We start from the raw sequence: 24,950 nt of genomic DNA on the forward strand, positions 1-24,950 counted from the left end.
TTCGAGTGATTTTAGTTGAAGACTACACAATATTAATACCAATTAATCACTATTTAAAATATGTAACTAGATGAATACTTTTATTCATAATCTACCGATTAATACTTTATCTTAAAAAATCTAGAAATCAGACAAATGATTGTATGATACTCACTTATACGAAGGTAAATTAGACTCTGCATTTAGTAATCATTATTCTCTTTGAAAAACCGATTTGATAGCTTATTTTAATAAATAAGCTAAAATGGCATATTAGTAAAAAATAATTAGTCTATCCACTCGAAATATATAAAGAGTTGAATTTTCCAGATCAGACTAATTCTATTCTTTATATAAACATAAAAGGACTAATTTTTAAGTATACGATTCCTTGCGGATACTAAGTGCATCCATTTAAAGTCATGGACAAGTGTATGTTTAGTTTTACCCTTTCTTTTATTAAAAATCACTTCAGAACGACTAGCTAATGGAGCCCACTCTTCATAATTGCGATTATATTCACTATAAATAGCTATAGTAGGACAATTTATTGCACTAGCTAAATGTACAACTGCTGTATCCGGTGTAAAACAAATACTTGCTTGTGATAATATAGATAAAGTCACCTCAAAAGAAGGGGCTAAATTTGGTAGAATCACACGTTCAGATGAGAAGTAAGATTGAATAAATCTTAATTCATTTACTTTTCCAGGTGTTGGAATTAATACTAAATTATCGTCTGGAAACTCTTGTAACCAATTACTTATTAGCTCTATCGCAGATTTATTATCAAATTGACGGTATTTCACTGCACCATATAGGTTTATTGCTATAACGTTCCTAAAACTCTGAAATGGCAAAGATACTAAATTGTTATCATAAGGAATTAGAGGTATACAAGGTAATATATTCTCATTGATAAATAATTTCGCTGCAGCTAAGTATCTGTCTCTAAAGTGAATGTTACTTTTATCAATATTTACATTAAAAATTTTTAATGATTCTTTATCATAACCTATATTATATCGAGAATTTAAATTATGTAATCCAAATAAACCCTTAACACCAATACCTGATGCTAACTCAATAATAGCATCATATTTTCCATCAAGTTTCGATAATTCATTAGCAGTTTCGTGCTCTCTATTTTTACAAAGAACCGTATTACAACCTGTAGCCTTGCTGAGCCAGTCAATTGTGGTGGAGGTTCCAATAACAGTAACCTCAATATCTGGTCTATACGTATGTATTGCATTTATAAATAAACCAGACATAATACTATCACCCAATTTATTATCCCAACGAAGAATTGCGATAGACTTTATATTTTTTAATACATTCAAATCACCTATAGGTTTATTCATAAAGATACTATATAACCTCAACTTCAAATGTTTTTTAATTTTATTTAGTAACATATCTTGTCCAATCCATCAATGGCTATGAAAAAAAGAGGTCGACAGCTTGCAATTCTTGTGCTCAGTCAAGAATAGCAGCATGAAATATAGATTAATTATAGGTGAGTGTGTTAAAGGAACATCAGTCAATGATGCAAAAAACAGTACTAAAGATATACTTAGCGGTATTATGGTTCTTACCATTTTTTTATTTTTAAATAAATAAAATGGTAAGAACAAAGTAAATAAAACTAAAAGTAACTCTATTACACCTCCTTTAACCATAGCATTTAAAAATAAGTTATGGTAATGATAAAAAGGTACAACTTGTTGAGTAATAACTCCCTGATCGGCCAATAACTGCTTCTCATGTATATTATCATCACCAAATCCCACAATTGGCTTTTCTTGCATTAATATAATTGCGGTCTTCCACATTTGCAAGCGTAAGCCGACTGATGAATTCATATTAGAGTTTTCAATCTTCACAGCCTCAACACGTGACTCAGTTATTCTTTTATTAATAACTGAATAATTTGTAATCATTGAAGCAGCAATAATCACAAAAATATAAAAAATATGTTTTTTTGTTATCTTTTTACAGATACTCATCATCATTAAGATAACGAGAAAAGCACAAAAAAATGCAAGTATAACTCCTCTCGACTCACCAATTAAAAGTGAATTAAATGAAAGATAGAAAGATACTAACATTAGTTTTTTATTTTTTAAAAATAAAATAACAAGACTTGTAATAGCTATAGATGCACTCATAGTAGTATATGTAATTGGGTTAATTCCCCAAGAACGGCCAAGCTCTAATACGTAATATTGATAATAACTATAAGTAAACATACATAGTGAACCTATAAAAATCAATAAATACAGCTTTCGTCTAATAATAAGTACAATGTGTTTTGGTATAAAGAGAAAATAAATAAATAATGTAAAATACACTCTAATACTATTAGTGCTATATCCATGATATACTTTTGATATAGAAGAAAAAAGAAATAGTAAAAATACAAACCATAAAACTCTAGACATACCTGCATTATAAATGCAAGATTTAAACCCGTACCATTTGTAAGAAACCAGTATTGCTACAATGCTAATTGCCATCATATCAATTTTAGAGTGTTTATATAAAAGCATGCCTGTAAATGTCCAAATAATCGGTAACATTATAAATAAGTCTATTATAAACTTTTTGTTGAATATCTTCATAATATGAATTCCAATGTGGTTCTTACAATTTAATAAATAATTTCAGATTTCTTATCAAATTTATAGGTTTTCGAGTTTCACCAACAGTACTCAATTCAATTATATTATCCGTTTCACTCAACACCCTCTCACTCGACATGCCATCTCGATAAGGATGTAATTCCTGACAAAACTTGTTGATGGCTGCCATTAAATTTTCAGGTCTAGAAAGTGCGTTTTGTAATGCATCTTCGAGCTCATTAACGTCGGAGATATTAATCAATGTATGATTTGGTGCTTGATTATTAAAAGTTACCACTGGTTTTCGTTGTAACATAAACATCAATAATATTGAGGAAGTATCACACAGCATTACATCAGCAGCTTGAAGCAGTGGGATAACATTATCCGTTTCAATAAACGTTAAATTTTCATTTTGCAATGATTTGTACTTCTCTACAATTTCGACGGGCATTTTAGGGTGAAATTGAATTAACCAGCGATACTTCCCATTTGTTGAAAGTTCTTTTATTTTATCAAACAGTATTGGCGCACAAGTTAGATTCTTAGAGAATGTAGAGCACATTAAAACCGTTGAACGTTTGTCTTCTGTATCAATATAAGGATTATCTTCAGTCACAGTAAATAATGGATCAAGCGTCGGCCACCCCGTCTCTTTTACCTGAAAGTACTTATATTCATCAGCCAAATTCTGGAAAGTTTCCGTCGTATTTGGTCCCTGAGTACAATAGAGATCAAAACAGCCACGGATTCTAAAATGCTCCATCGGCCCACGTTTATTAGAATTGAAACCATGGAAAACTTCAACTTTTATACCAGGGATAAAACTAGGAACCATATTACCAGGAACAAACACCGCATCGGGCTTCCAGCGACGAACGTCTTTGATGGACTTTAAATGTATCTCAGAGTCCTCAAGGTGATTAGTTGAAACTTCTTTGCCTTCCAAAAACCAACAGACTTCATCTCCACGCGCTAAAATCACCTTTTGTAGAGGGCGTAAAATCGCATATGAATAGTTTTGAGCTATGTACATTAAATAGCGTTTTGATTTTTGAGACACGTTGTACCCAAGTCTTTTGAAAATAATGATTTATTATAGTTGATGAGAATTCCACACGCAATTTATCCATTCAAATTGATAATAAAAGTTGGTATTAGACAATTTTTGACCTAAAATTGTCTGTTCAATGCGCAAAACACAATTTGGCTATCTCTATTTAGGGTAACAACCAACAACTTTTGACAATCATTGATAACCACCTTTTAAACAATGGCTATCAGTAAATACATTTATTTTACAACCTAAATAAAATATCTAAAAACGAGATACCCGTCACCCTCTTCTATGAAAAAGATGACACAGTTCATAGCAAGAAGGTGATGAAACGTGTATTGTGCACTCAATATCGCATTCTAAATAACATATAAGGTTTTAAATATGTCTGACGTACCCGGCTCTATCACAAATATCGCAGCAGCAGCACAACCTGTTGCAGAGTCTTCCGGTTCTATCTGGGGTTATATTGCAGGCGGTGTTGCTGTACTCGTTATCGCGGGTTTCTACGGCTACAAGAAAATTAACACACCGAAGTTTATTATCAATCAAGTAAGAAAGAAAAATCTAAAAGAGATGAAGAAGCAGGGCCAGGAAAACTCTGAGTTCCTTGTTGATTTAGACCGTCTACTTGATTCTGTACTGGTTAATGCAACTGAAAATGGCCATAAAGGCAAAGATGTGATTAAAACGATTAGTCCATTAAATGATAAAGATCGCATAAAGACCCCTAAAGATATGTACAACTCTATGGTCTATATCGCCAATGAGATTAAAGATCCATCACTTGCTCGTGATCTAAAAAACAAAGCGAAACAAGTCAAATCTAGCTCTTCACTAATGAATGGTTTGTTAAAGCGTGCTGGCATTTAATTAGCGAGCAAACTTTACTTCTCATTATAGAGAAGTGACTAAAAATCCAAATCCGATAATAAAACCTCTCTTTAATCGAGAGGTTTTTTATAACCTGCTGTTTATAAAGAGTAATGCTTCTATTTCTTAAATTTTACATTTAAAATGAACCTTTTTATAAATCTACACTCTATTTTAAGGTAATTTTTAAGGAAAAACTGAAATGTACCACAAAATCTATCTTACCTTCGTCTCATTCTGTGTGGCGTTCTCTGTTATCGCTATGCTGGTCTCTGATAAAAATGGCTCTACCATTAGCTTTATGATCTGTGGTGCTGTTGTTGCTATCACAGCCTTTGTTGTGCGCCATATTTTCAAACATCATTAGGTTGACTCGTTAACCTTACCTATCTATGATGCTTTAATTATCTAAAACCAGCGCCTCACCTGCTGACAATAACGAGAATACTTTAACTTAAATATTGTTAGTAAATATCGCTCTTCGGGCATAATTTGAAACCGGGTAATAAATAAAACAAAAATAATCCACACTATTACTCCCCATATAGTTCCGAGAAAGATCACCCAAGCAAGCAACATGATCGCTAATGATAAATACATCGGGTTACGACTTAGTGCGTAAACACCTTGACTGACTAATCTCGTTGAGTTCTCAGGATGTAACGGATTAACGGTAGTCTGATATTGACGGAACTGCTTAACAGCCTGAATACTTAGCCAACCACTCAATAGTACTAACAAAGCAGAGGCAGCTAACCGAAGTATCAGATACGCTTTGATAACAGGATAAGAATACGCTAAATAGCCAATAAGGACGAAAGTGAGGCTAAACAGTATGGGAGGAGGAATTCGACATTCAAGCCATCGCATCTTCATTTTCTTTCCTTTCCTAAGTTAAACATGTGAACAGCTCAAAAAAATCCACACCAATAAAACAGATTAACGTTTTATCCGTGTGGATTATCGGCTATTTTCTTACCTATTTTGTCTCTTTGAGTATCTCTTTATACCAAAGTAACGCAATAATTAAGATTGAGCGTTAAGGGCTCTTTTAATTGCTGCTTCAAGTTGATCTTTTGGCATATAACCAGGGATAATCTGCTCACCAATGATTAAACTTGGTGTACCACGTAAACCTAGGTTCGAGAAGATCTGGCTATTTTGTTGTACAACCCCTTTATATTTAGGGTTCGGTGTTAAAGAACTTTGAGTGCCTGTACGCTCAGTAATCTTAATCATCGCAGCTTTGTCAAGTTTACCCGGTTTAGCTAACATCAGTTTATGTACTTCCGCGAACTTATCTCTGTGATTTTGCCACACATCCATCGCAAATTCCGCAGAACTGATATTCATACCCGTAATGATTCGCTGCTGAAATGGCAGTAAAACATTAACAACCTTAATTTGTGGGTAGTCTTTCAGTACTTCTACCATGCCGCCTTCAAGCTTCTTACAGTAATAACAGTTATAATCAGTGAAATTAATAATAGTCAGTTCAGGCTTATCAGAACCTAAAGTAGGATGAACTGGATTGTTGTATAGGTAATCATGACTCGCAACTAAGGTATCTTCCATCGTGACCTGAGATGCAAGGTAACTCTGTAAACTTGCATGTAACGCTTCAATAATATCTGGGTTCTCAGTCAGAATTTTATTGATCTGCTCTAATTCTTGTTTTTGACTGCTTGTTAACGGTGCAGCAGAAACAAAAGGAGTGACCAATAAGTTAATTGCCAAGATTGATAAAGCTAAAAATTTTCTCATCACAGTTCCATTTAGTTTTTAGCCGGCAACGATAGCTTCTTTAGAAAATTAAAGTACCGGCTAAGATTTTTATTGATTAATTTAATTATTGTCCAAAATTTGGATTTACGCGATCTATTGCCGTTAATACATCTTTATCCGTTAAGATAACAGGCAGTGTTATGCCATTTGGGTATTTAGGCCCATAAACGATATTCAATGGAACACCTGCGCTATTATGCTTTTTAAGGAAGTTAGTGATTTTTTCACTTGGACGTGTCCAATCCCCTTTCATTAAAATCATATTTTGATCCTGTAATCTTGAGTTGACCGGATCTTGCAGAATAACGCCCAATTTATTGGCTTTACATGTGATACACCAATCAGCAGTCACATCAACAAAGACCGTTTTCCCTTCAGCTACATATTGTTGAATACTCTGCTCTTGTAGAGGTTGCCATTCTAATTCATCCACTATCGGTGTTGACCAATGTTCACTGGTCATGCTTGCAACAAAGAAGCCACAACCACCAATAAGTACTAATGAAGAGAATAAAATGGCCGCCGCTCTTACGCCTTGCTTTTTAATCAACAAACCAAAGAAAATCACAATAAGTGCAACCAGCAACCCAATTGTCGCTGCTGTTCCAATATGAATCGTTAATAGGCTAAGAAGCCATAACGTTGTTGCAAACATCATCAAACCAAAGAAAAGTTTAACTTTGTTCATCCACGCTCCCGGTTTCGGCAATATAGCAATGCTTTTCGGGAAAATAGCCAGCAGTAACCAAGGTAGCGCCATCCCCAACCCTAAGAAGGTAAATATCGCAAACATGGTCAAGATGTTCGATGTTAATGCAAAGCCAACGGCAGTTCCTAGGAACGGTGCACTACAAGGTGTTGCCAATAAAGTCGCAAACATCCCTTGAACAAAGTATCCAACAACAGAATCCCCACCTTTATTCGCGATGGATGTTGAAAAACGTCCCGGTAATTGAATCTCAAAAATACCGAATAAGTTTGCAGTAAAGAGTACCGTAATGATTAACATAAAGGCTAAAAAGATCGGGCTTTGAAACTGGATCCCCCAACCGATGACATTACCAGTGAGTTTTATGGCAATTAACCCTGCACTCAATAACCAAAAAGAGAAAATTATTCCCGCTGCAGAAGCTAAAAATTGCATTCTAACCAGTCGGCTACTTTTATTATTGTTGAGTAAAATAGTATTAATTTTCAATCCAATAACAGGTAACACGCAAGGCATAACATTGAGAATTAAACCGCCAATCAAAGCAAAAAACAGCAGTTTTATTATCGAACTATCTTTTTGAATAACAAAAGGCGCACCATCTATCTGAGCCGAAAGCTCTCGATTAAATTGGTTATCTGATACTGTGATTTGAACATTTTTACCAACAAGTTCAGCCTCACCTAGCCAATTAGTTACCGCAAAGGTCGCGGTTAATTCTGTACCTTCAATTTTAATATCAGGCTGGAGAAAACTATCATCTTCAACATCTTTACCATCAATTAATATTTGTGGATTTTCCCAAACTTTATCGTTAGTAAGTTTAACTTGTAATTTTTGACTATTTTTATCAAAAGATGCAGCCTCTACTTTGGTTTGATTACTACTAACAGGTACCTTAGAGAGTGCTTTCTGATATAAAAAGAACGTGTCACTATTGGTGTTTAATTGGTTTGCAGGCGGCAAATCTAATGAAAATGGATAATCCGTCAATACACAAATATCAGTACAGGTGGGCAGCGTTAGTACCCCTTCTACTTTAGTTGCGGTATTGAGATCATCAACCTGTACTTGAAGCGGGTAAACCACCTCATGCTTATAACCCAACGTCATTAAACCTAACTGTTCATAGTATTTAGGTATCGGCCATAACCAATTGATAGCCGCTACATTACTTGAAGCTTGCCATGCTAAGCTTGGTGAAATACCCCCTTCTCCTGGAGTACGCCAATAGGTTTTCCATTCGTTATCTAGCTCAACATCGATGACTGCATTTAACGTATTGGTATTCTTATCAACTTCACCGGTAAACATCACATTGACTTTTGCCGGCGGGTGATTAGGATTGGTCAGCCATCCTGTCGATAATGGCTCAGAGGCCATAGTCATATGACTAAATAAAACCATAACACCTAAAATTAAGGTGCTAAAAATAGGAGTTAATATTGTAAATCGCTTTCTTGCTGTTTTAATTAACATAGATTTTCCAAGTTATAAATTTTAAATCGCTTTTTTATTTGGTAAATCTAAAAAGCTTACTCTCGAAAAGTGCAGAAGGCTAAATGACGCCGAACGCCATAACTGGTGTTATAAAGGTGTACAGAGTATTTATGTGGTTTAAATCGTAGTTGGAACTGAAAGGCAAAGAATAGAAGAATCAGTGCGCAAATAGCAAGGTAAAGAAAAGAGAGATCATGATTGATCAACTGCTCGGCACTATGGCACTCACCATTAATGTTACTATTCTCAGTTATCTTTCCTAATTCAACACTAGATAGAGCGTCATTTTTTACAATCTTAGACGTCGAAAAGGTACTATCCGCATTTACCGGACAGTAATTTGAGTAATCATAATTTTTAGATAAACAGACAAAGACCACTATCATCACCGAAAATAATGACCAGATAGCAGCTTTATATTGTCGTTGTTTTAAATAAGTAAGACTCAAGCTTAACCCTAACAAGGTAAAAAGAAGATTATAGTAAGGAAATTGACATAAATTTCAATTTGTTTTTATTTATTCTGCTTAAACATCCAATAAATGAAAAATTAATAATAAAAAGCCTATTAATTCGCATCAAAAAATGGAACTAATAGGCTGATTATCAATCGAATTTTAATAAGTTATTTTTTAATGAGCATCACTTAAAATAATTTAACTTTTATTCACATACGCATTCAATCTAAAGCAACTACAAAGAGAATATTGGCAAAGAACAATGCATCAATTATAACATGTAAATTTATTTACTTTTCAATACCCATAGAAAAAAACCAGTCCGTTCATTCAAGTTATGAAAAAACAAACTGGCTTTTAATGTGGCATCTTTTGATTAATGATTAGATATCATTTAACGCTTTAAACAACTCAACATGCTCACTGTCTTTACGGTAGAATACCGCAGGCTGACCAATTGGGGCATCAACCGTGATGTGACCACCGGTGTAAGTATCGCCAGTCCAAACATGAACCCACTCATCGTCAGGCAGGTAAACCGCTTTTTCGACTTCACCTTGGTTATAAACCGGGGCAACCAGTAGATCACGGCCGAATAGGTACTCAAACTTAATGTCGTACGCTTCACTATCTTGCTCATAATGCATGAACAGTGGTCGCTGAACCGGAATACCTTTGGCTGCATTTTCTTCAACGGCAGCTTTAATGTAAGGCTTAAGGTGCTTATACATTTTACTCATGCGTGACGTGTGCGCCAACGTCTCTGCATCGGTATCATACTGGTGGTTATCACCCGGACGGTTACCTTCATGGGTACGCATGATCGGGGTAAATGCCGCCATCTCGAACCAACGTTGCAACAACTCTTTATCACGCTTCATGCCGTGCAGTGTGGTATAACCACCGATGTCACTGTGGTGAATACCATTCCCCATTAGGCCTGAAGAGAGCGCAGCTGGGATCACTGACGCTAACCCATCATCAATGCACCAGTCAACAGACTGATCGCCCGCCCATAACGTGTGACAGTAACCTTGAATGCCCGCACCGCCTGCACGCATGAAGAACAGAATATCGTCGGTTTTACCTGACTCTTCAATCGCTTCGTGCTGTACTTTTGCCCAACGGTATGGCCATTTATTATGTTCAATTTCTGCACTCACGCCGTTGCTTAATGAACAATCTGTTGGCAGATATTCCCCAAAATCACCCATCCAACCGTCTAGGCCGAAATCGATCATGTTGGTTTTTATCACCCCTTTATACCACTCACATGCATCCGGGTTGGTAAAATCAACCACGCCACAGTAGAACTCACCAAAATCGACCACATATTTCGAGCCATCTTCTTTGGTCGCTAAATACCCTAAGGCTTTGGCTTCGTTATAAAGTGGGAAATCTTCCAGTACATACGGGTTGATGTAACCTAAGAAACGGACACCGTCTTCTTTAAGTTGGTGGATCTTCGTATCAAGCTCAGGGTACAACGCTTTGTTCCACTGCCAATCCCACTGAAGACGCTTACCGAACGACGTCATCTTGATCCCTTGCCAGTCTTGGTTCCACACTGCAGCTAGCTCAATATCCGCGTCTTTTGCTTGTTGGATCTTTTCAAAGGTCAGGTCAGTGCCCCCTTGAATACCAAGGATGACGCCATTATAGACCCAATCTGGCAACGCAGGTTGGCGACCAAAGTGGTCAGTAATATTGGTCATTAAATCAACAAAGGTCTCTTCACTGCCAAGCAATAAGTATTGTGGAATGTCCCAACACTGCAGCTCATGGAAGCCGTCATTGGTGAAGTTAAAGTCGGCATAGGCGGTGGTTTCTAAATGACAGAAATACTTCTTATCGGACACAAAGGTCGGCTGTGGGTAGTTAGTATTGTAGTAATCACCGCCCGCTTTATCATGAACGTCCGCTTGCCATGTCACATAGCTATTTTTATTACGACCCACACCCGGCTCAGAAGACCACAGTGGGAAGTTTTTACCGCGCAGGTTGAAATACGTTAACTGCTCACCACAACCGAAGACTTTTTCCTCTTCTGTTGCAGCAACACGGAACCAAAAACGGTTAAAGGTCTTATCAGCCGCTTCAAACGCCACTTTTAGGCGCTCTTCTTTGGTTTCAGACACCAGAAGATTCAACGCAACGTTTGAGTTTGCAAAAAATGAAATGCTGTAGCTTACTTTGCCATCATTCTCAATTTCTTCCACTTTAAATTGACGCAAAGCGGTACGCTCAACCACGTAGTCTGTGATATCAAAGTTACCACGATACATATCGAAATTACCTTCACCGACACCCAAGAAGATCGCTGGCGCGTCAATTGAGTGGCTAAATACGGTGTTATTTTTATGGGTGATGGTGAGGTGGTTGTCGCTATAAGATAGTTTCACTGTTTATTCCTTAGTCACTCTACTCGTTTAACCTGAGTATAAAGTGGGCACCCTCGCTGTGTGATGGCGCCCTATTGCTTATTATTTTTATTGTTACAGGACGAATAACACGTCGCTATTTTGTTTGGATATCGTATGAGGTTTGGATTTTCGCTTCACACAAGCCAATTTGATCTTCAACGCGTTGTAACCATGCCGCGCCTTCAGCACCCGACTCTTCTAAGAAGAAATCACGAACCGGTTTTGCCGCCGTTTTAAAGGCTTCACGCTCTTCGGCTGTTGGGTTATAGACTTTACCCCCGGCTTTACGGAACTCTTCGTAAGCTTCAAATTCTTGGTGTTTAGGGTAAGCACGCAGGTACTGGTTCTGTGCCGCTGCGCCGTCGATAACCACTTTTTTCAACTCATCCGGGAAAGCGTTAAATTTCGCGTTATTGAAGACCCATGCCCCGCCCATGTAGGCATGGCCATCAAGCACGATGTAGTTTAAGCTTTCTTGGAAACGGTTCATCACGATGTCTGTAATGCCATTTTTGGTGCCATCCACGACACCCGTTGACAATGCGGTATACACTTCTGGCCACGCGATAGGGGTTGGTGCGCCGCCCAACTGCTTCACAAGCTCTTGTTGGATGGGTGCCGGCACGGTACGTAACTTCAGGCCTTCCACATCCGCAGGAGAGTGGATCTCTTTTTTGGTGGTGGCAATGTTACGCCAGCCGCCTGAGTTAGAGACCATCATTAGACGAACATTCGGCATTTTTTGCAGTAACTTGCCACGCATTTCACCGACAAACTCATCGTTGTTATAAACACACTCAGCAACGCGATCGTTGGGTAAAATATAAGGTAAATCCAATGCACTCATTGGCTCCCAGTAGTACGCGAGCTCTGGCACCGTGGTTTGGAAGTAATCAAACATCCCCGCTTGCACACCCGCTAAACACTCTTTGGCGGTACCACAAAGCTGGCCTGATGGGTAAATATCCACTTGGATCTGACCGTTTGAGCGGTTTTCTACATAGTTTTTAAACACAAGCAGCGACTGGTGGTTATACCCATCTAAGTTGGTCACGTGGGGAACCGTTAGCTTATATTTGGCTGCATTGGCCGCGCCTGCCATTAACAGGGTGGTGGCTGCAACGGCTAATAATGTCTTTTTCATTTTTATTGTCCTTTAAAAAAAATCCGTATCACGATTGAAAATTAAATTGATTACATCACACCTAACAACTTCGGCAGCCCAATCACTAATTGAGGGAAGAATGAAAGTAGGAAGATAATTAAAAACTCGACAATTAAGAACGGGATAATCGCTTTCGATATCTTCTGCAGTGAGACACCGGAGACCCCCGAGGCAACAAACAACACCAAGCCCATCGGAGGGGTTGCTAAACCGATTGATAAGTTAGAGACCATCACCACACCAAAGTGCACAGGGTCAATCCCGGCATTGATCATGATTGGGGCAATGATTGGGGCGAAGATTAAGATCGCTGGGCCCGCATCCAAGAACATGCCCACCACAAACAAGAAGATGTTGATGATGAAGAACAGTAAGTATGGGTTATCAGTAATGCCATTAAAGAAGTCAGCCACGTCTTTCGAGATACCCGAGAAACTAATCGCCGATGCAAACCCACTCGCCGCCGCCACGATAATCAGTACCGCGGCCGCATTGACCGCCACTTTTGCAAATAGGGCGTACGTTGCTTTTAAGTTGGTCACTTTTAAAACAAAAACAGACAAGAAGATGGCGTACAGCACAGCAACCGCAGCGGCTTCTGTCGGCGTAAAGATACCACCATAAATGCCACCCAAAATAATCACAGGCGTCATAAGAGGTAAAATAGCCATCTGCAAACTCTGCTTACGCTCAAGCTTGGTGGCACGCTCAATTGGCTGAACATCCGGGAATTTGGTAATTTGAATACGGTTCACCACCATCAGACCGAGACAGAAAATCAGTCCCGGGACGATACCGGCCATGAACATCGCCGCCACCGAGGTGTTCATCACAAAGGCATAAATCAGCATGATACCCGATGGAGGAATAATCGTTCCCAGTACCGTTGCCGCCGCCGTTAATGCCGCAGAGTAAGCCGTGTCATACTTATACTTTGTCATCTCTGGGATCAACATATTACCAATCGCTGACGTTGCGGCCACCGCGGAGCCTGTCAGTGCACCAAACAGGGTCGATGCCAAGATAACCACATGACCCAATCCCCCTTTCATGTGTTGAACACGGGTCTGGGCAAAACTAATGATACGAGGCGTAATACCGCCGCTTGACATGCACTCACCCGCCAACATAAAGAACGGCAAGGCCAGTAATAAGAAGTTATCTAAACCAGAATATAAACGCTGGTAAAGCATGTTAATAAAGAGCACTTGGTCATTCTGGAAAAAGGTAATAATCGGGGATAAACCCAGTGCAAAAATAACCGGCACACCGACAAGTAAAAAGAATAAAAAATAAAGAATGAAAATTGGAGAAACCATAATAAAACCCTACTTAGCGACGTTAGCAACAAATTGTTCTTTTGATTTATTAAAATGAATAAATAAATCGAGAGAAATACACAGTTTTTGAACTGCGTACAGGCATGACACCCCTAACATCACCGGTGGAATGATATACACCACGTACATTGGGATAGGTAAACTGTTGGCACTCACCGCACCGGTTTCAAAAAACACCATGCCAAATTTAATCCAAACAAAGAATAAGATTAAGCTAAGCACATGGGTAAAGATCATCATCAAGTGATAAACGCGAGAGCCTTTCACTTTGTCAGTAATAAAGGTCATGGCGATATTTTTATCTTGAAGATAGATAATCGGCAGACAGAGATACGTCATGTAGATCATTAAAAAACGGGAGGCTTCATCGGTCCAACTCAATGGTAAGTTGAAGATATAACGACACCCCACCTGAAGGAGTACGATAACCGTCATAATTAAAAGCAAAACACCACTAATTTTAGAGGTAAGTTTAGCAAGGGGCGCATTGATTATATTTAGCGTATCTGCAATTTTGTTAAACATGATAGTTCCCTTATCGCTTCAAAGAAGGAACATCAAAAGTGGGATACCCTAAAATATTTTTATTGGTACGAGGCTCAAAAATGGTAGCCATAATTAATTCCTATTTATAATGTATTTTTCCTATGACCAAATCCTAACAATCAAGTCTAATCTGATCTGTGACCCCCCTCTACTTTCTGTCTATTTATGTCCACTTGTGTATTTTAATGTAAAAAGTGTGACGTGCATTGTGTTTAATAACAGTCAGACGCTTATAAAGTAAGCAGCTGTTATTTACACAAATAAAGATATAAACAAAACAGCTATTAATTTGACAAATCAAGACCATCAGTTATAGGTATCTGTTATATTGTAGATAAAAAAGGCCTTAGACCCATTACTGTCAAATTAATTGACTGAAGTAACGGGACTAAGACCTGATTAAGTGTTCAGATATTAATCTAATTTAAAATACTTTAACTTCTACATCATGTTCTTTTGCAACCAAAGAGACTGAACTAGGCGGTTCAACATCACTAAAAAATGTTGTTATATCGCCAATATTAAACAATTCAATCGATCCTTTAGGAATAAACTTAGTCGAATCAAGTGCAACAATGGTTTGACGTGAATTTTGTTTAACCATTTGTACGACTTCGACTTCATTCATATCATAATCAAGAAATGAGCCATCTGAATCAATAGAACCAGCACTTGTAATTAAGTAGTCAAAGCGAAACTTTGAAATAAAGTTCATTGCCTCACTACCCACAATCCCCCCATTGAAGGCCTTAATTTTTCCACTCGGCGTTACAACATCATGGTGTTTATAAAGAAGATTTGCAATACGAACACTGTTGGTCATTATCTGCAAATTCTTTTTATTTACAAGGTGTTGGGCTATCGCCTCGGTTGTTGTTCCTATTGTTAAGAATAAGGAAGCACCTTCAGGAATAGAGTCAGCGACCATTTTTCCGATAGCATCTTTTTTACTAACATCAGTATTCTTTCTGATATCAAAATCAAGATTAACGGTTGAGGAAATTGAACTAGCGCCACCATGATGGCGAATGATCATTTCAACATCGCTCATTTTTTTGATATCACGACGAATTGTCTGAGTTGATACATCTAACTCTTCAGCTAACTCATCAACAGAGCAATATCCTTGCTTATTAACGAGTTTATATAGATGTTCTTGTCTTGGGTTTCTAATCATAAGTCATCTTTTATATATTGTTCAACTTGAGTACGTGTCGGGATTCCTTCCCTTCCACCTAATTTAGTACATTTTAATGCAGCAACACTGTTAGAGAAGTTAACAGCATATTCATTTTCCATATTTTCAGCCACAGCCACTGCTAAAGCACCATGGAAAGTATCGCCAGCACCTGTTGTATCCACAACTGTAATTTTCTTGCCAGCTTTATGACATAAATTACCACTTTCCAACCAATAACAGCCTTTTGAACCTACTGTAACATAAACTTGACCATCTGTTTTAGCTTGAGCAATTAAAAGTCCAGCTTCAGGGTCTGTTTCACCACTAAAGTTGACTAATCCTACTTCTGAGAATGCAACATGATCAGCGAGTGCAACAAGTTCATCCATTGGCTCAGGTGTAATATCTGCATCAAGTATAGTTGGTATATTAAATTTACGCCCTTGTTCTAGGGCATATTTCGCACCTGCAACCCAACGAACATCACATAAAATCGCGCTAAATTTAGAAAAATCGATATCTTTTAATGCTTCAATAGATGTAGACAGTGTTGAATCTTGGTAGTTTATAATCATTCTTTCACCAGAATCATCTACCACAACAGCAGAGAATGCAGATGAAGCATCAGGAATAACAACTTTATGATTTAGCCCAACACCATATTGTTCAAATTCAGCTGACATAGCATCAGCAACGGAATCACCACCAAAACGACCTATAAATTCAACATCATGCCCAAGGCGTTTAACTGCAACAGCCGCAGTTGCCGCAGGTCCTCCACCAACTTCAAAGTAGTTATTCGCAACAAACTTACCACCATGATCAGGTAAGTTATTCACTTGAAATACACGATCTAAAACAGTAATACCAACACATGCGATTGTCATTTTTATCCCTAATTATTCTTTTAATTGCTAAGTCGTTGATTATTTAGCTTTACCATTATTAATTATAATTTAAGTACGCTAACTCAATGATGACTAATTTACCTATTTTTTGCCTTTTTTTCTATGATCGCACTCACAAACAGACACAAAACAACACAAATAAACAAAATGTGACACAGCTCATCTTTATGATTGATAAAATAAGTATACTTATCAGCAATCAAATACATATCTAAAGGAATATATAATGTCTAGTATTGGTTTTATTGGCCTTGGTCAGATGGGAACACCAATGGCAACTAACCTTATTAAAGGTGGCCATGAAGTAAAAGTTTTTGATATCAATCAAGACGCAGTCAATCAACTTGTTGCTCTTGGGGCAACTGCAGCAGAATCGCCAGCAAAAGCATCTTTAGACTCAGAGTTTATTATTACGATGCTGCCAAATGGTTCACTTGTCAAAAATGTTATCCATGCAGATAATGGGATTTTATCAACAATGAGTAAGAGCTCTTTACTTATTGACATGTCAACAATTCATCCATTTGAAACTGATGCTTTAATTAGCGAACTAACTTCAAATGGTTATTCAATGATGGAAGCGCCAGTTGGACGAACTTCTGATCATGCAGTTCGTGGCGAACTACTTATCCTAGCCGGCGGCACAAAGGAACAAATTGCTCTTGCACAACCTCTTTTCGACTGTATGGGCTCAGAAACGGTTGATGCTGGCGGTCCAGGTAAAGGTATTCGCGTTAAAATCATTAACAACTACATGAGTATTGCACTTAATGCCCTATCTGCTGAAGCAGCGACATTATCAGAAGCGATTGGTTTAGACTTTGAAACATCGTTGAGTGTCATGAAAGGAACGCCTGCCAATAATGGCCACTTTACGACAACATGGCCGAATAAAGTACTTTCTGGTGATTTAACACCTGCCTTTATGGTTGATTTAGCCCATAAAGACTTAGGTATCGCATTAGACTTAGCTAACCAAGTGAAAGTACCAATGCCATGTGGTGCAGCATCACGAGAGCTTTATAGCATGACCTCAGCTGCTGGCCGTGGCCGTCAAGATTGGAGTTCGGTATTTGAACAATTACGTGTTCTTTCTGGTCTAGAAGCTAAAATTAAGTAAGCGGAAATGATGAAGCATTCAATTCAACCTTGGGGACATATTCCTCAGCAAGCTATAGATGTATCACTGATCACAATGACAAACAGTCACGGAATTTCCATTTCTGTTTCAAATTTTGGCTGTATTGTCACATCTATTATCGTTCCAGACCGAAATGGTCATTGTGAAGATATCGTTTTAGGTTATGAAACATTAGAACAATATTTAAATGGCCATCCTTTTTTTGGTGCGGTTGCTGGTCGATACGCAAATCGAATTAGTGATGGTCAATTCCAATTAGATGGCGTTAAATTCCAATTAGAAACCAATGAACTACCGACTAGTCAGCATCTTCATGGTGGGAAGCAAGGTTTTGATAAATTCGTTTGGGATTATGTTATTGAAGAGAGAAGTGAAGCAACTTATATTCACTTTACTCGTCTATCTAGAGATGGTGAGTCTGGTTATCCGGGTAATCTAATGGTAACACACACCATCGGTCTTGATGAAAAGAACCAAGTTCACTACAACTTTAAATCAGTGACAGATGCTCCAACAGTTATTAATTTAGTCAACCACAGTTATTATAACTTAGCGGGTCATAATTCGGGTTCAACTGAAAACCAAGAATTGAAATTGAATGCGGACTTTTACACTCCAGTAAAAACAAATAATATTCCAACCGGTGAAATCAAAGCGGTTGTTGGCACTTATTTTGATTTCACTTCAAGTAAAACAATTGGTGAAAACAGCCTGCAAGCAGAAAATAAACTCATTGACCATAACTTTATTATTAATAAAAAAGTTATGGAAGATCAATATGCACTTGCAGCTGAAATGTTTGACCCTGAATCAGGGCGAAGAATGAGGGTGTTAACAACTCAGCCTGCTTTTCAGTTTTATAATGGTGCAAAACTTTCAAATAAACATTGGATTGGCAAAGGTGGCTATAAGTATGAATCACTCTCTGGTATCTGCTTGGAAACACAGCACTATCCAGATAGCCCTAATCAACCTCATTTCCCTTCAACTCGTTTAAATCCTAATGAGATATTTGAAGAGAAAACGATTCATCAATTTTTTATTGGTTAATATCATCGTTCTACCTCTAGTCTGAGCTATAAAATAGTGTGGTGAGATAGAACAAAAATAATTGGAGTTGCTAGTAGGCGGCAAGTGAGTGAGGCCCCATGAGTATTGGTTTACTCTATGATTGGGGCGAACGAATACAGCCAATAACCTAGCAGCTTCAAATATAAAGCATAATTTATTAGATTATTAACAGTAATAAACCATTTTGTTATATCTATATTTAAAAATATTACCGAAAAATCATCTAATAATACGAATTTAAAATCAAATAACTAGATATACCTAGAAATTGCTGTTGCTTGTAGGAAACGAAAAAACAGTAACAACAAGTTAAGTAGGTACATCACAAAATAGGCAAAAACATGGATAATGTTGTAATTTTAGTTTCGCTAATTATTTTACTCGGCGGGTTTACACAAGGTTTGACAGGATTTGGACTAGCACTTGTCTCTGTTCCACTACTCTCTTTGGTTGTTGATGCAAAACTAGCCATTCCAGTAGCTGGGATTTTTGGTTGGTTAGTGACCTTTCCAGTTGTTTGGAAAATGCGCCAACATATTCAATTTAAAACAGCTTTAATTGTTGTAGCAGGTTCTGTACCCGCTTCTTTCATTGGTGCAAGACTTCTTGCGGTTCTACCTTCAACTTATATCTTAATTGCAATGGGTATTACATTAGTACTGTCCAGTATTCAATCTTTACGTAATTCAAAGGCGCTTTTGAATAAAGCATCTACACCTGTAAGTTTGGGCGCAGGCTTTACTTCTGGTGTACTAGGTGCAAGTGTTGGGGAACCAGGACCACCAGTTATTGCTTATACATCAATGATGCCTTGGACTTCAGATCAGACGAAATCAACACTAGTTTTCATCTTCATGTTACAAATGATTGGCGCTATTGCTGGATTCTGGAGTCATGGGTTAATTACTGAGGATGTCACGGGGTTAGTTGTCAAAGCAATGCCAGCTTTCATTATTGGAACATCAATGGGAATGCTTGGGTATTACTTACTTCATAAATTTAAAATCGATTATCACAAAATTGTACACAGCATGTTATTCGCAATCGGTATTCTACTTATCGTTAAAAATATCTAAACAGCAATAAAAAATAATAAAATTGACAAATAATGCAAGAAAATAAAAATTAAATCGTAATTATGTGACTAAACTTACAGAAATTGACAGAAATTGTCGTATAATTTACACATTACTACAAAAGAACAGATAACCAAATAAAAGGGACTACAAATGCCATACGTATCTGGTAACACAATGATTCACACTGCATGGAACAACAACTACTCAATTGGTGCTTTCAGCGCACACAATGCAGAATCAATCAAAGCTATTTTAGTAGCAGCACAAGAAGAACGTGCTCCTATCATGATTCAAGTTGGCCAAAAAGTTATCCAAACTATGGGTCTTAAGCCAATGAAAGATATGATTGATACTTTCATGACTCAAGAAAATATTACCGTTCCAGTCTGTATTCACCTTGACCACAGCCGTAACTTTGATCAAACAATGGAAGCGGTTCGCGCTGGTTTTGATTCAGTCATGTTTGACGGCTCAGGTCTTCCATTTGAAGATAACGTTCGAATCACTAAAACAGTATGTGACGTTGCACATGCACTACAAATCGGTTGTGAAGGTGAAATCGGTAAGATCGGTGGAACGGAAGATGACATCACTGTTGATGAAGCTGATGCAATGATTACTACCGTTGAAGAAGCATTAGACTTCTCTAACCGTACAACAGTTGACTACCTTGCTGTATCTATCGGTACTGCACACGGCGTTTATAAAACAACACCTCAACTTAACTTCCAGCGTCTAAAAGAGATCCGTGAAGCGGTTAAGAAGCCTATCGTACTTCACGGTGGTTCTGGTGTTCCTGATGACCAAATCATGGAAGCGGTAACGTGTGGTGTTGCTAAGATCAACGTAGATACTGAGCTTCGTCAAGCATTCACTAAAGGCGTTCAAGCACATTGGGCAGCGGATAGCGAAGACTTTATCCTAGCTGACTCTCTAGGTGCTGGACTTGAAGCAATGAAAGAAACTGTTAAGCAAAAGATTCGTCTATTCGGTTCTGCAGGTAAAGCTTAATATTGTTAAGCCGTTAGCTTACTAATAATATCTCAAGTCTACTTTCGTTTTTAATAGACTTGGAAAACAAAAAAGCCTTATTACAAATCACTTTTAAAATGATTGTAATAAGGCTTTCTTTTGCTTGTAACATTAAATGTTACCACCTTTGATTGTCCGCTATCTATAACCACGAACATCTAATAATAGGGTTATTCCTTACCCATAATATCGTCTTACTAAGCGATTAATTTTTCAAAATATAAAATGTTTGATTAACGAGCCCACTGTAGAGCTATAAAAAATGTTGGAACAGCAGCAAAGGCAAATAGGGCTAAAAGAGAAAGTGCTTCTTTGGTGAATTCTACCGTTGCAGATATTACTGAGTTTACTTTAGCATCATCAATGTTAATTTCGTTTATTGCTGTATTATTCATTGTTGTTGTGTTATTCATCGTTACTCTTCAGTCAGTTAAGTGGATTTATTCTATGGGTGTAATATACGTAAAAGTGTGACACATGTCAAAGTTTTATCATCTAAAAAACAAAATAAATGCTTAACCTCACAAAACAAGAGAATCACTAACAATAAATCAACACTCTCCTTCCATCACTATTTAAAACGCTTAATCACATTCAAATTAAACTAACAAGATTATTTATAAAACCTTATTCTTTATTGTTTAATTATCAACCTAGATTTTAATCACAGAATCAATTTCTCCAAAGCATAAACTTAGCCTTACTGTATGGATACCATAAGGTTCATACCTTGCCGATATCTATATTTCCCTTTATTTATGACGACAAGAATAATGTCTAAGGAGATGACATGTTCACATTTATAAGTGCGGTTGCATTTATGGCCTTTGTTGCCTACTACAGTTGGAAAAAAACAAAAGGTCAAGTTGATACCGCTAATGGCTATTTTTTAGCTGGAAATGGCTTAACCAGCTTATTCATTGCAGGCTCATTATTACTAACCAATATATCTACAGAACAGTTAATCGGACAATCGGGGGCGACTTATCACGGTAACTTGACCGTCATTGCTTTCGAAGTTTGGGCAATAAGAGGAATTATTTTATTAGCCTGTCTTTTTTTACCTATGTATTTAGGTGGGGCATTTTCTACCGTACCTTCTTTTTTACAATCACGTTATGGTGAAAGCACACGTAAAATGGTGAGCAGTCTATTTATGTTCGGCTACATTTTTGTATGGTCGCCAACCGTCCTGTACGGGGGCTCCTTGGCGCTAATGAAAATATTAAATATTGAGATTTGGTTAGGCTTATCACAAATTCAAGCTTTATGGTTAGTCACCATTATTGTTGGTTTTATTGGTGCTATTTATGCGGTCACTGGAGGTTTACGTGCCGTTGCAATCTCTGACACCTTAAATGGTATTGGTTTATTGATTATTGGCTTACTGGTTCCTATTTTTGGTTTAATGGCTGCCAGTGATCAATTTAATATGCCCGTTATAGATGTATTACACCGTATCGCGACAACAAATACCGAAAAACTCAACGCCATAGGATTAGGTGCTGAAGCCGATGCAATTCCAATCTCGGCGGTATTTACCGGCTTAATGGTCATGGCAACATTCTATTGGGCGACCAACCAATTTGTCATTCAACGAGCATTAGGGGCTGAAAGCTTAAAATCAGGGCAGCGTGGTTTACTTACTTCTGGCTTCTTTAAAATGATTGTCCCTATTATTGCAATGTTCCCAGGCATTCTTGCATTTCACATGTATGGTGATGGGCTTTCACCACGAGATATTGCCTACCCCACTTTAGTGAGTGATGTATTACCAGCTCCGCTTTTAGGGCTATTTATTGCCGTGCTTTTAGGCGCGATTTTCTCAACCTATAACTCATTACTCAATTCTGCGGCTACTCTCTTTGCGATGGATATTTACCTTCCTCTTAAAAAAGAGAAAGTCAGTGATGAGAAACTAATTAGAGTCTCTAAGATTTTTGCAATTATCTGTGCCGTATTTACGATCATTGCTGCACCCATGTTATTAAATGCGCCCGATGGATTATTTATCTTCTTGCAAAAATTCACCGGCTTTATTGCTGTCCCCATTTGTACTTTGGTCTTAATGGGATTATTTACTAAGAAATTACGTATTCCTGCTGTGGCTGCAAATACGGTTATTTGTTTTCACGTTATTACCTACTGGTTCTTAGTCTGGGGAGCCAAATATGTAGGTATTGAAGTGAATATCCATTGGATGCACATTTTTGCACTACTTTTCTGTATTGAAGTTTCAACCCTGACTATTTGGGCTCTTGTCGCACCAGCACAAAAACGTTCTCTGGCTGAATATAAGCCCAAAGTGAACATGTTGCCTTGGAAATATGCCATGCTAACCAGTATGATCCTTATCTCTCTGGCTATCTTGATATTTATCCTATTATCACCCGTTGGTCTCGCTTATTCTGATGCGGTATTATCTCCGACATTCCATACTTGGTTTGCACCAGCGTTAATTATCTGTGTCGCCCTTTGCTTTGTTGCCCATCGATATGTACAACCTAAATATGCTGCTTATATCATTAGAAATTATGTTGATAGAGAGAGTTCATCTGATTCTGTTGAACTGAATACACAAACGTCATTAGATGAGGATTGCGTATGACAACCATCACTCAACCTAATATATTATTTATCTTAATTGATGATATGGGTTATAAAGATCTTGGCTGTTTTGGCAGTGATTTTTATGAAACGCCTTATTTAGATGCATTGGCTAAAAAGAGCATTAGGTTTACCAATGGTTATGCAGCAAGTCCTGTTTGCTCTCCAACCCGCGCTGCATTTTTAACGGGGAAACACCCAACTAGACTTGGGATTACTCAGTGGTTAGGTGGAACATCTCAAGGTCGTTTATGTGATGTTCCCACGGTTGATCATCTTGCCACGTCCCATACATCTTTAGCTCAAGCATTAAAGGATGGCGGTTATAAAACTTGGCATGTCGGTAAATGGCATTTAAGTACTCATGATAAACATCGGTTTAAATACTACCCAGACAAACACGGTTTTGATCTTAATATTGGAGGTTGTGATTGGGGGCATCCTAAGCAAGGATATTTTTCACCATATGGGATAGAAACATTACAAGATGGACCCAAAGGTGAATATTTAACAGACAGATTAACCGATGAGGCAATTAACCTGATCCAAACGGTTAATGATCAGCCTTGGTTTATGCAATTATCGCATTATGCGGTTCACACACCAATTCAATGCCATCAAGCATTGATAACTAAATATCAAAAAAAGGCGAAAAGGTTAGGCAGAAACGAAGGTAATGCCTTTGTTGTTGGCGACCATTTCCCTTGCCAACATAAACAAGATGAACGAATTGTTCGAAGGGTGATGCAAAGTGATCCAACTTATGCGGCAATGATTGAAAATTTAGACTGGAATATTGGTCGAACCCTAGAAGCATTGGAGTTAAATGGTCAACGAGATAATACCATTGTGATATTTTACAGTGATAATGGAGGCTTAGCGACTGCCGAAGGATCACCAACCTCCAATGCGCCATTAGCTGAAGGAAAAGGTTGGCTTGCTGATGGTGGGATCAGAGAGCCACTGATTATTAGTTGGCCAGAAAAGATCAAGCAACCTCGTATTGAAACCTCACTGCTAACCACCATGGATTTTTTTCCAACCCTGTTACAATGTGCCGGTCTTCCACCTATGCCAAGTGCTCATCTAGATGGTATCAGTTTTGCTGGCTTACTTTCCGATTCCCCGGATGAGAACTTTGAAAGAGGTCCACTGTTTTGGCAGTATCCTCACTATTCAAATCAAGGTGGAACCCCCTCTATTGCGCTTCGTGAACATGATTGGAAGCTGGTTTTCTTTTATGAAGATAACGCTACCATGCTATTCAACTTAACCGATGACATATCAGAAGCTAACAATATTGCTAAATTTCATCCAGAGCGAGTCAATAAAATGTTGGACAAAATAAAAGCATGGGAGCAAGATATGTCTGCTCAAATTCCTCAACCAAATAAACACTATATTGATATTAGAACAAACTACTAGCAAGCCATTAAACCCCTCTCTCGATTGTCTATTTTTGTAATAACAGTC

Annotated in this window: 21 protein-coding genes and 1 pseudogene; 8 read left to right on the forward strand and 14 right to left on the reverse strand. The window is 37.8% G+C overall.

Features of this window, described 5'->3' with window-relative positions; genetic code table 11:
• Window positions 1-347: 347 nt before the first annotated feature.
• From L0B53_RS14555 to L0B53_RS14565, 3 genes are all read right to left on the reverse strand, one after another.
• Window positions 348-1,343: a glycosyltransferase family 9 protein gene (locus L0B53_RS14555; protein ID WP_235060325.1), complete on the reverse strand. Its 996-nt coding sequence runs from the start codon at window positions 1,341-1,343 to the stop codon at window positions 348-350.
• Window positions 1,344-1,412: 69 nt separating this feature from the next.
• Complete coding sequence (locus L0B53_RS14560) at window positions 1,413-2,231, reverse strand: O-antigen ligase (protein ID WP_235060326.1); 819 nt, start codon at window positions 2,229-2,231, stop codon at window positions 1,413-1,415.
• Window positions 2,232-2,625: 394 nt separating this feature from the next.
• Window positions 2,626-3,666, reverse strand: coding sequence for a CDP-glycerol glycerophosphotransferase family protein (locus L0B53_RS14565; protein ID WP_235060327.1), 1,041 nt, complete (start codon window positions 3,664-3,666; stop codon window positions 2,626-2,628).
• A gap of 378 nt (window positions 3,667-4,044) precedes the next feature.
• Here L0B53_RS14565 and L0B53_RS14570 point away from each other — a divergent pair, with 378 nt between their 5' ends.
• Both L0B53_RS14570 and L0B53_RS14575 read left to right on the forward strand, forming a co-directional pair.
• The gene (locus L0B53_RS14570; protein ID WP_235060328.1) at window positions 4,045-4,533 is read left to right on the forward strand and encodes a hypothetical protein; all 489 of its coding nucleotides are present in this window, start codon (window positions 4,045-4,047) and stop codon (window positions 4,531-4,533) included.
• Window positions 4,534-4,735: 202 nt separating this feature from the next.
• Window positions 4,736-4,900 (forward strand): hypothetical protein, encoded by a 165-nt coding sequence (locus L0B53_RS14575; protein ID WP_235060329.1) that lies wholly within the window; start codon window positions 4,736-4,738, stop codon window positions 4,898-4,900.
• A 41-nt stretch (window positions 4,901-4,941) separates the two neighbouring features.
• Here the strand turns inward: L0B53_RS14575 and L0B53_RS14580 are convergent, their stop codons facing one another.
• The 10 genes from L0B53_RS14580 to L0B53_RS14625 all read right to left on the reverse strand — a co-directional run bounded on the left by L0B53_RS14580 (window position 4,942) and on the right by L0B53_RS14625 (window position 16,526).
• Window positions 4,942-5,409: an isoprenylcysteine carboxylmethyltransferase family protein gene (locus L0B53_RS14580; RefSeq protein ID WP_235060330.1), complete on the reverse strand. Its 468-nt coding sequence runs from the start codon at window positions 5,407-5,409 to the stop codon at window positions 4,942-4,944.
• 150 nt (window positions 5,410-5,559) lie between these two features.
• Window positions 5,560-6,297 (reverse strand): DsbA family protein, encoded by a 738-nt coding sequence (locus tag L0B53_RS14585; protein WP_235060331.1) that lies wholly within the window; start codon window positions 6,295-6,297, stop codon window positions 5,560-5,562.
• An 85-nt stretch (window positions 6,298-6,382) separates the two neighbouring features.
• Entirely contained in the window at window positions 6,383-8,506 is a 2,124-nt protein-coding gene (locus L0B53_RS14590; RefSeq protein WP_235060332.1) for a protein-disulfide reductase DsbD, read from the reverse strand.
• Window positions 8,507-8,562: 56 nt separating this feature from the next.
• Complete coding sequence (locus L0B53_RS14595; protein ID WP_235060333.1) at window positions 8,563-8,976, reverse strand: hypothetical protein; 414 nt, start codon at window positions 8,974-8,976, stop codon at window positions 8,563-8,565.
• Window positions 8,977-9,368: 392 nt separating this feature from the next.
• Window positions 9,369-11,387, reverse strand: coding sequence for an alpha-glucosidase (locus tag L0B53_RS14600; RefSeq protein WP_235060334.1), 2,019 nt, complete (start codon window positions 11,385-11,387; stop codon window positions 9,369-9,371).
• A 115-nt stretch (window positions 11,388-11,502) separates the two neighbouring features.
• On the reverse strand, window positions 11,503-12,552 hold the full coding sequence (gene dctP / locus L0B53_RS14605; protein WP_235060335.1) for a TRAP transporter substrate-binding protein DctP: 1,050 nt from the start codon (window positions 12,550-12,552) through the stop codon (window positions 11,503-11,505).
• Window positions 12,553-12,602: 50 nt separating this feature from the next.
• Window positions 12,603-13,892 carry a TRAP transporter large permease gene (locus L0B53_RS14610; protein ID WP_235060336.1) on the reverse strand — a complete coding sequence of 430 codons (1,290 nt, stop codon included), beginning with the start codon at window positions 13,890-13,892 and terminating at the stop codon, window positions 12,603-12,605.
• 9 nt (window positions 13,893-13,901) lie between these two features.
• Entirely contained in the window at window positions 13,902-14,438 is a 537-nt protein-coding gene (locus L0B53_RS14615) for a TRAP transporter small permease (protein ID WP_235060337.1), read from the reverse strand.
• A gap of 445 nt (window positions 14,439-14,883) precedes the next feature.
• The gene (locus L0B53_RS14620; RefSeq protein ID WP_235060338.1) at window positions 14,884-15,636 is read right to left on the reverse strand and encodes a DeoR/GlpR family DNA-binding transcription regulator; all 753 of its coding nucleotides are present in this window, start codon (window positions 15,634-15,636) and stop codon (window positions 14,884-14,886) included.
• Window positions 15,633-16,526 carry a PfkB family carbohydrate kinase gene (locus L0B53_RS14625; protein WP_235060339.1) on the reverse strand — a complete coding sequence of 298 codons (894 nt, stop codon included), beginning with the start codon at window positions 16,524-16,526 and terminating at the stop codon, window positions 15,633-15,635. The genes L0B53_RS14620 and L0B53_RS14625 overlap by 4 nt, the downstream gene beginning before the upstream one ends.
• Before the next feature lie 226 nt (window positions 16,527-16,752).
• On the opposite strand from L0B53_RS14625, the pseudogene yihU reads away from it, so the two are divergent.
• From yihU to L0B53_RS14645, 4 genes and pseudogenes are all read left to right on the forward strand, one after another.
• A pseudogene (gene yihU, locus L0B53_RS14630) lies at window positions 16,753-17,667 on the forward strand (sulfolactaldehyde 3-reductase); the annotation flags it as partial.
• A gap of 6 nt (window positions 17,668-17,673) precedes the next feature.
• Window positions 17,674-18,738 (forward strand): aldose epimerase family protein, encoded by a 1,065-nt coding sequence (locus L0B53_RS14635; RefSeq protein ID WP_235060341.1) that lies wholly within the window; start codon window positions 17,674-17,676, stop codon window positions 18,736-18,738.
• Between the two features lie 362 nt (window positions 18,739-19,100).
• The gene (locus L0B53_RS14640; protein WP_235060342.1) at window positions 19,101-19,835 is read left to right on the forward strand and encodes a sulfite exporter TauE/SafE family protein; all 735 of its coding nucleotides are present in this window, start codon (window positions 19,101-19,103) and stop codon (window positions 19,833-19,835) included.
• 153 nt (window positions 19,836-19,988) lie between these two features.
• On the forward strand, window positions 19,989-20,849 hold the full coding sequence (locus L0B53_RS14645; RefSeq protein ID WP_235060343.1) for a class II fructose-bisphosphate aldolase: 861 nt from the start codon (window positions 19,989-19,991) through the stop codon (window positions 20,847-20,849).
• A gap of 254 nt (window positions 20,850-21,103) precedes the next feature.
• Here L0B53_RS14645 and L0B53_RS14650 read toward each other — a convergent pair whose 3' ends face one another.
• Window positions 21,104-21,283, reverse strand: coding sequence for a hypothetical protein (locus L0B53_RS14650; RefSeq protein ID WP_235060344.1), 180 nt, complete (start codon window positions 21,281-21,283; stop codon window positions 21,104-21,106).
• A 377-nt stretch (window positions 21,284-21,660) separates the two neighbouring features.
• Between L0B53_RS14650 and L0B53_RS14655 the strand changes: the two genes are divergently transcribed.
• Both L0B53_RS14655 and L0B53_RS14660 read left to right on the forward strand, forming a co-directional pair.
• Window positions 21,661-23,478, forward strand: coding sequence for a solute:sodium symporter family transporter (locus L0B53_RS14655; protein ID WP_235060345.1), 1,818 nt, complete (start codon window positions 21,661-21,663; stop codon window positions 23,476-23,478).
• Entirely contained in the window at window positions 23,475-24,902 is a 1,428-nt protein-coding gene (locus tag L0B53_RS14660; protein ID WP_235060346.1) for a sulfatase, read from the forward strand. The genes L0B53_RS14655 and L0B53_RS14660 overlap by 4 nt, the downstream gene beginning before the upstream one ends.
• Window positions 24,903-24,950 lie beyond the last annotated feature (48 nt).

Source organism: Vibrio sp. SS-MA-C1-2 (genome assembly GCF_021513135.1).
In the GTDB taxonomy this organism is placed as follows: domain Bacteria; phylum Pseudomonadota; class Gammaproteobacteria; order Enterobacterales; family Vibrionaceae.

Bases quoted from the DNA above. Each gene is read 5' to 3' on its own strand.
- L0B53_RS14560 (WP_235060326.1), bottom strand. From the start codon at position 2,231: ATGTTTACTTATAGTTATTATCAATATTACGTATTAGAGCTTGGCCGT.
- L0B53_RS14640 (WP_235060342.1), top strand. From the start codon at position 19,101: ATGGATAATGTTGTAATTTTAGTTTCGCTAATTATTTTACTCGGCGGG.
- L0B53_RS14555 (WP_235060325.1), bottom strand. From the start codon at position 1,343: ATGAATAAACCTATAGGTGATTTGAATGTATTAAAAAATATAAAGTCT.
- L0B53_RS14660 (WP_235060346.1), top strand. From the start codon at position 23,475: ATGACAACCATCACTCAACCTAATATATTATTTATCTTAATTGATGAT.
- L0B53_RS14635 (WP_235060341.1), top strand. From the start codon at position 17,674: ATGATGAAGCATTCAATTCAACCTTGGGGACATATTCCTCAGCAAGCT.
- L0B53_RS14650 (WP_235060344.1), bottom strand. From the start codon at position 21,283: ATGAATAACACAACAACAATGAATAATACAGCAATAAACGAAATTAAC.
- L0B53_RS14575 (WP_235060329.1), top strand. From the start codon at position 4,736: ATGTACCACAAAATCTATCTTACCTTCGTCTCATTCTGTGTGGCGTTC.
- L0B53_RS14645 (WP_235060343.1), top strand. From the start codon at position 19,989: ATGCCATACGTATCTGGTAACACAATGATTCACACTGCATGGAACAAC.
- L0B53_RS14620 (WP_235060338.1), bottom strand. From the start codon at position 15,636: ATGATTAGAAACCCAAGACAAGAACATCTATATAAACTCGTTAATAAG.
- dctP (WP_235060335.1), bottom strand. From the start codon at position 12,552: ATGAAAAAGACATTATTAGCCGTTGCAGCCACCACCCTGTTAATGGCA.
- L0B53_RS14580 (WP_235060330.1), bottom strand. From the start codon at position 5,409: ATGAAGATGCGATGGCTTGAATGTCGAATTCCTCCTCCCATACTGTTT.
- L0B53_RS14610 (WP_235060336.1), bottom strand. From the start codon at position 13,892: ATGGTTTCTCCAATTTTCATTCTTTATTTTTTATTCTTTTTACTTGTC.
- L0B53_RS14590 (WP_235060332.1), bottom strand. From the start codon at position 8,506: ATGTTAATTAAAACAGCAAGAAAGCGATTTACAATATTAACTCCTATT.
- L0B53_RS14585 (WP_235060331.1), bottom strand. From the start codon at position 6,297: ATGAGAAAATTTTTAGCTTTATCAATCTTGGCAATTAACTTATTGGTC.
- L0B53_RS14615 (WP_235060337.1), bottom strand. From the start codon at position 14,438: ATGTTTAACAAAATTGCAGATACGCTAAATATAATCAATGCGCCCCTT.
- L0B53_RS14570 (WP_235060328.1), top strand. From the start codon at position 4,045: ATGTCTGACGTACCCGGCTCTATCACAAATATCGCAGCAGCAGCACAA.
- L0B53_RS14655 (WP_235060345.1), top strand. From the start codon at position 21,661: ATGTTCACATTTATAAGTGCGGTTGCATTTATGGCCTTTGTTGCCTAC.
- L0B53_RS14625 (WP_235060339.1), bottom strand. From the start codon at position 16,526: ATGACAATCGCATGTGTTGGTATTACTGTTTTAGATCGTGTATTTCAA.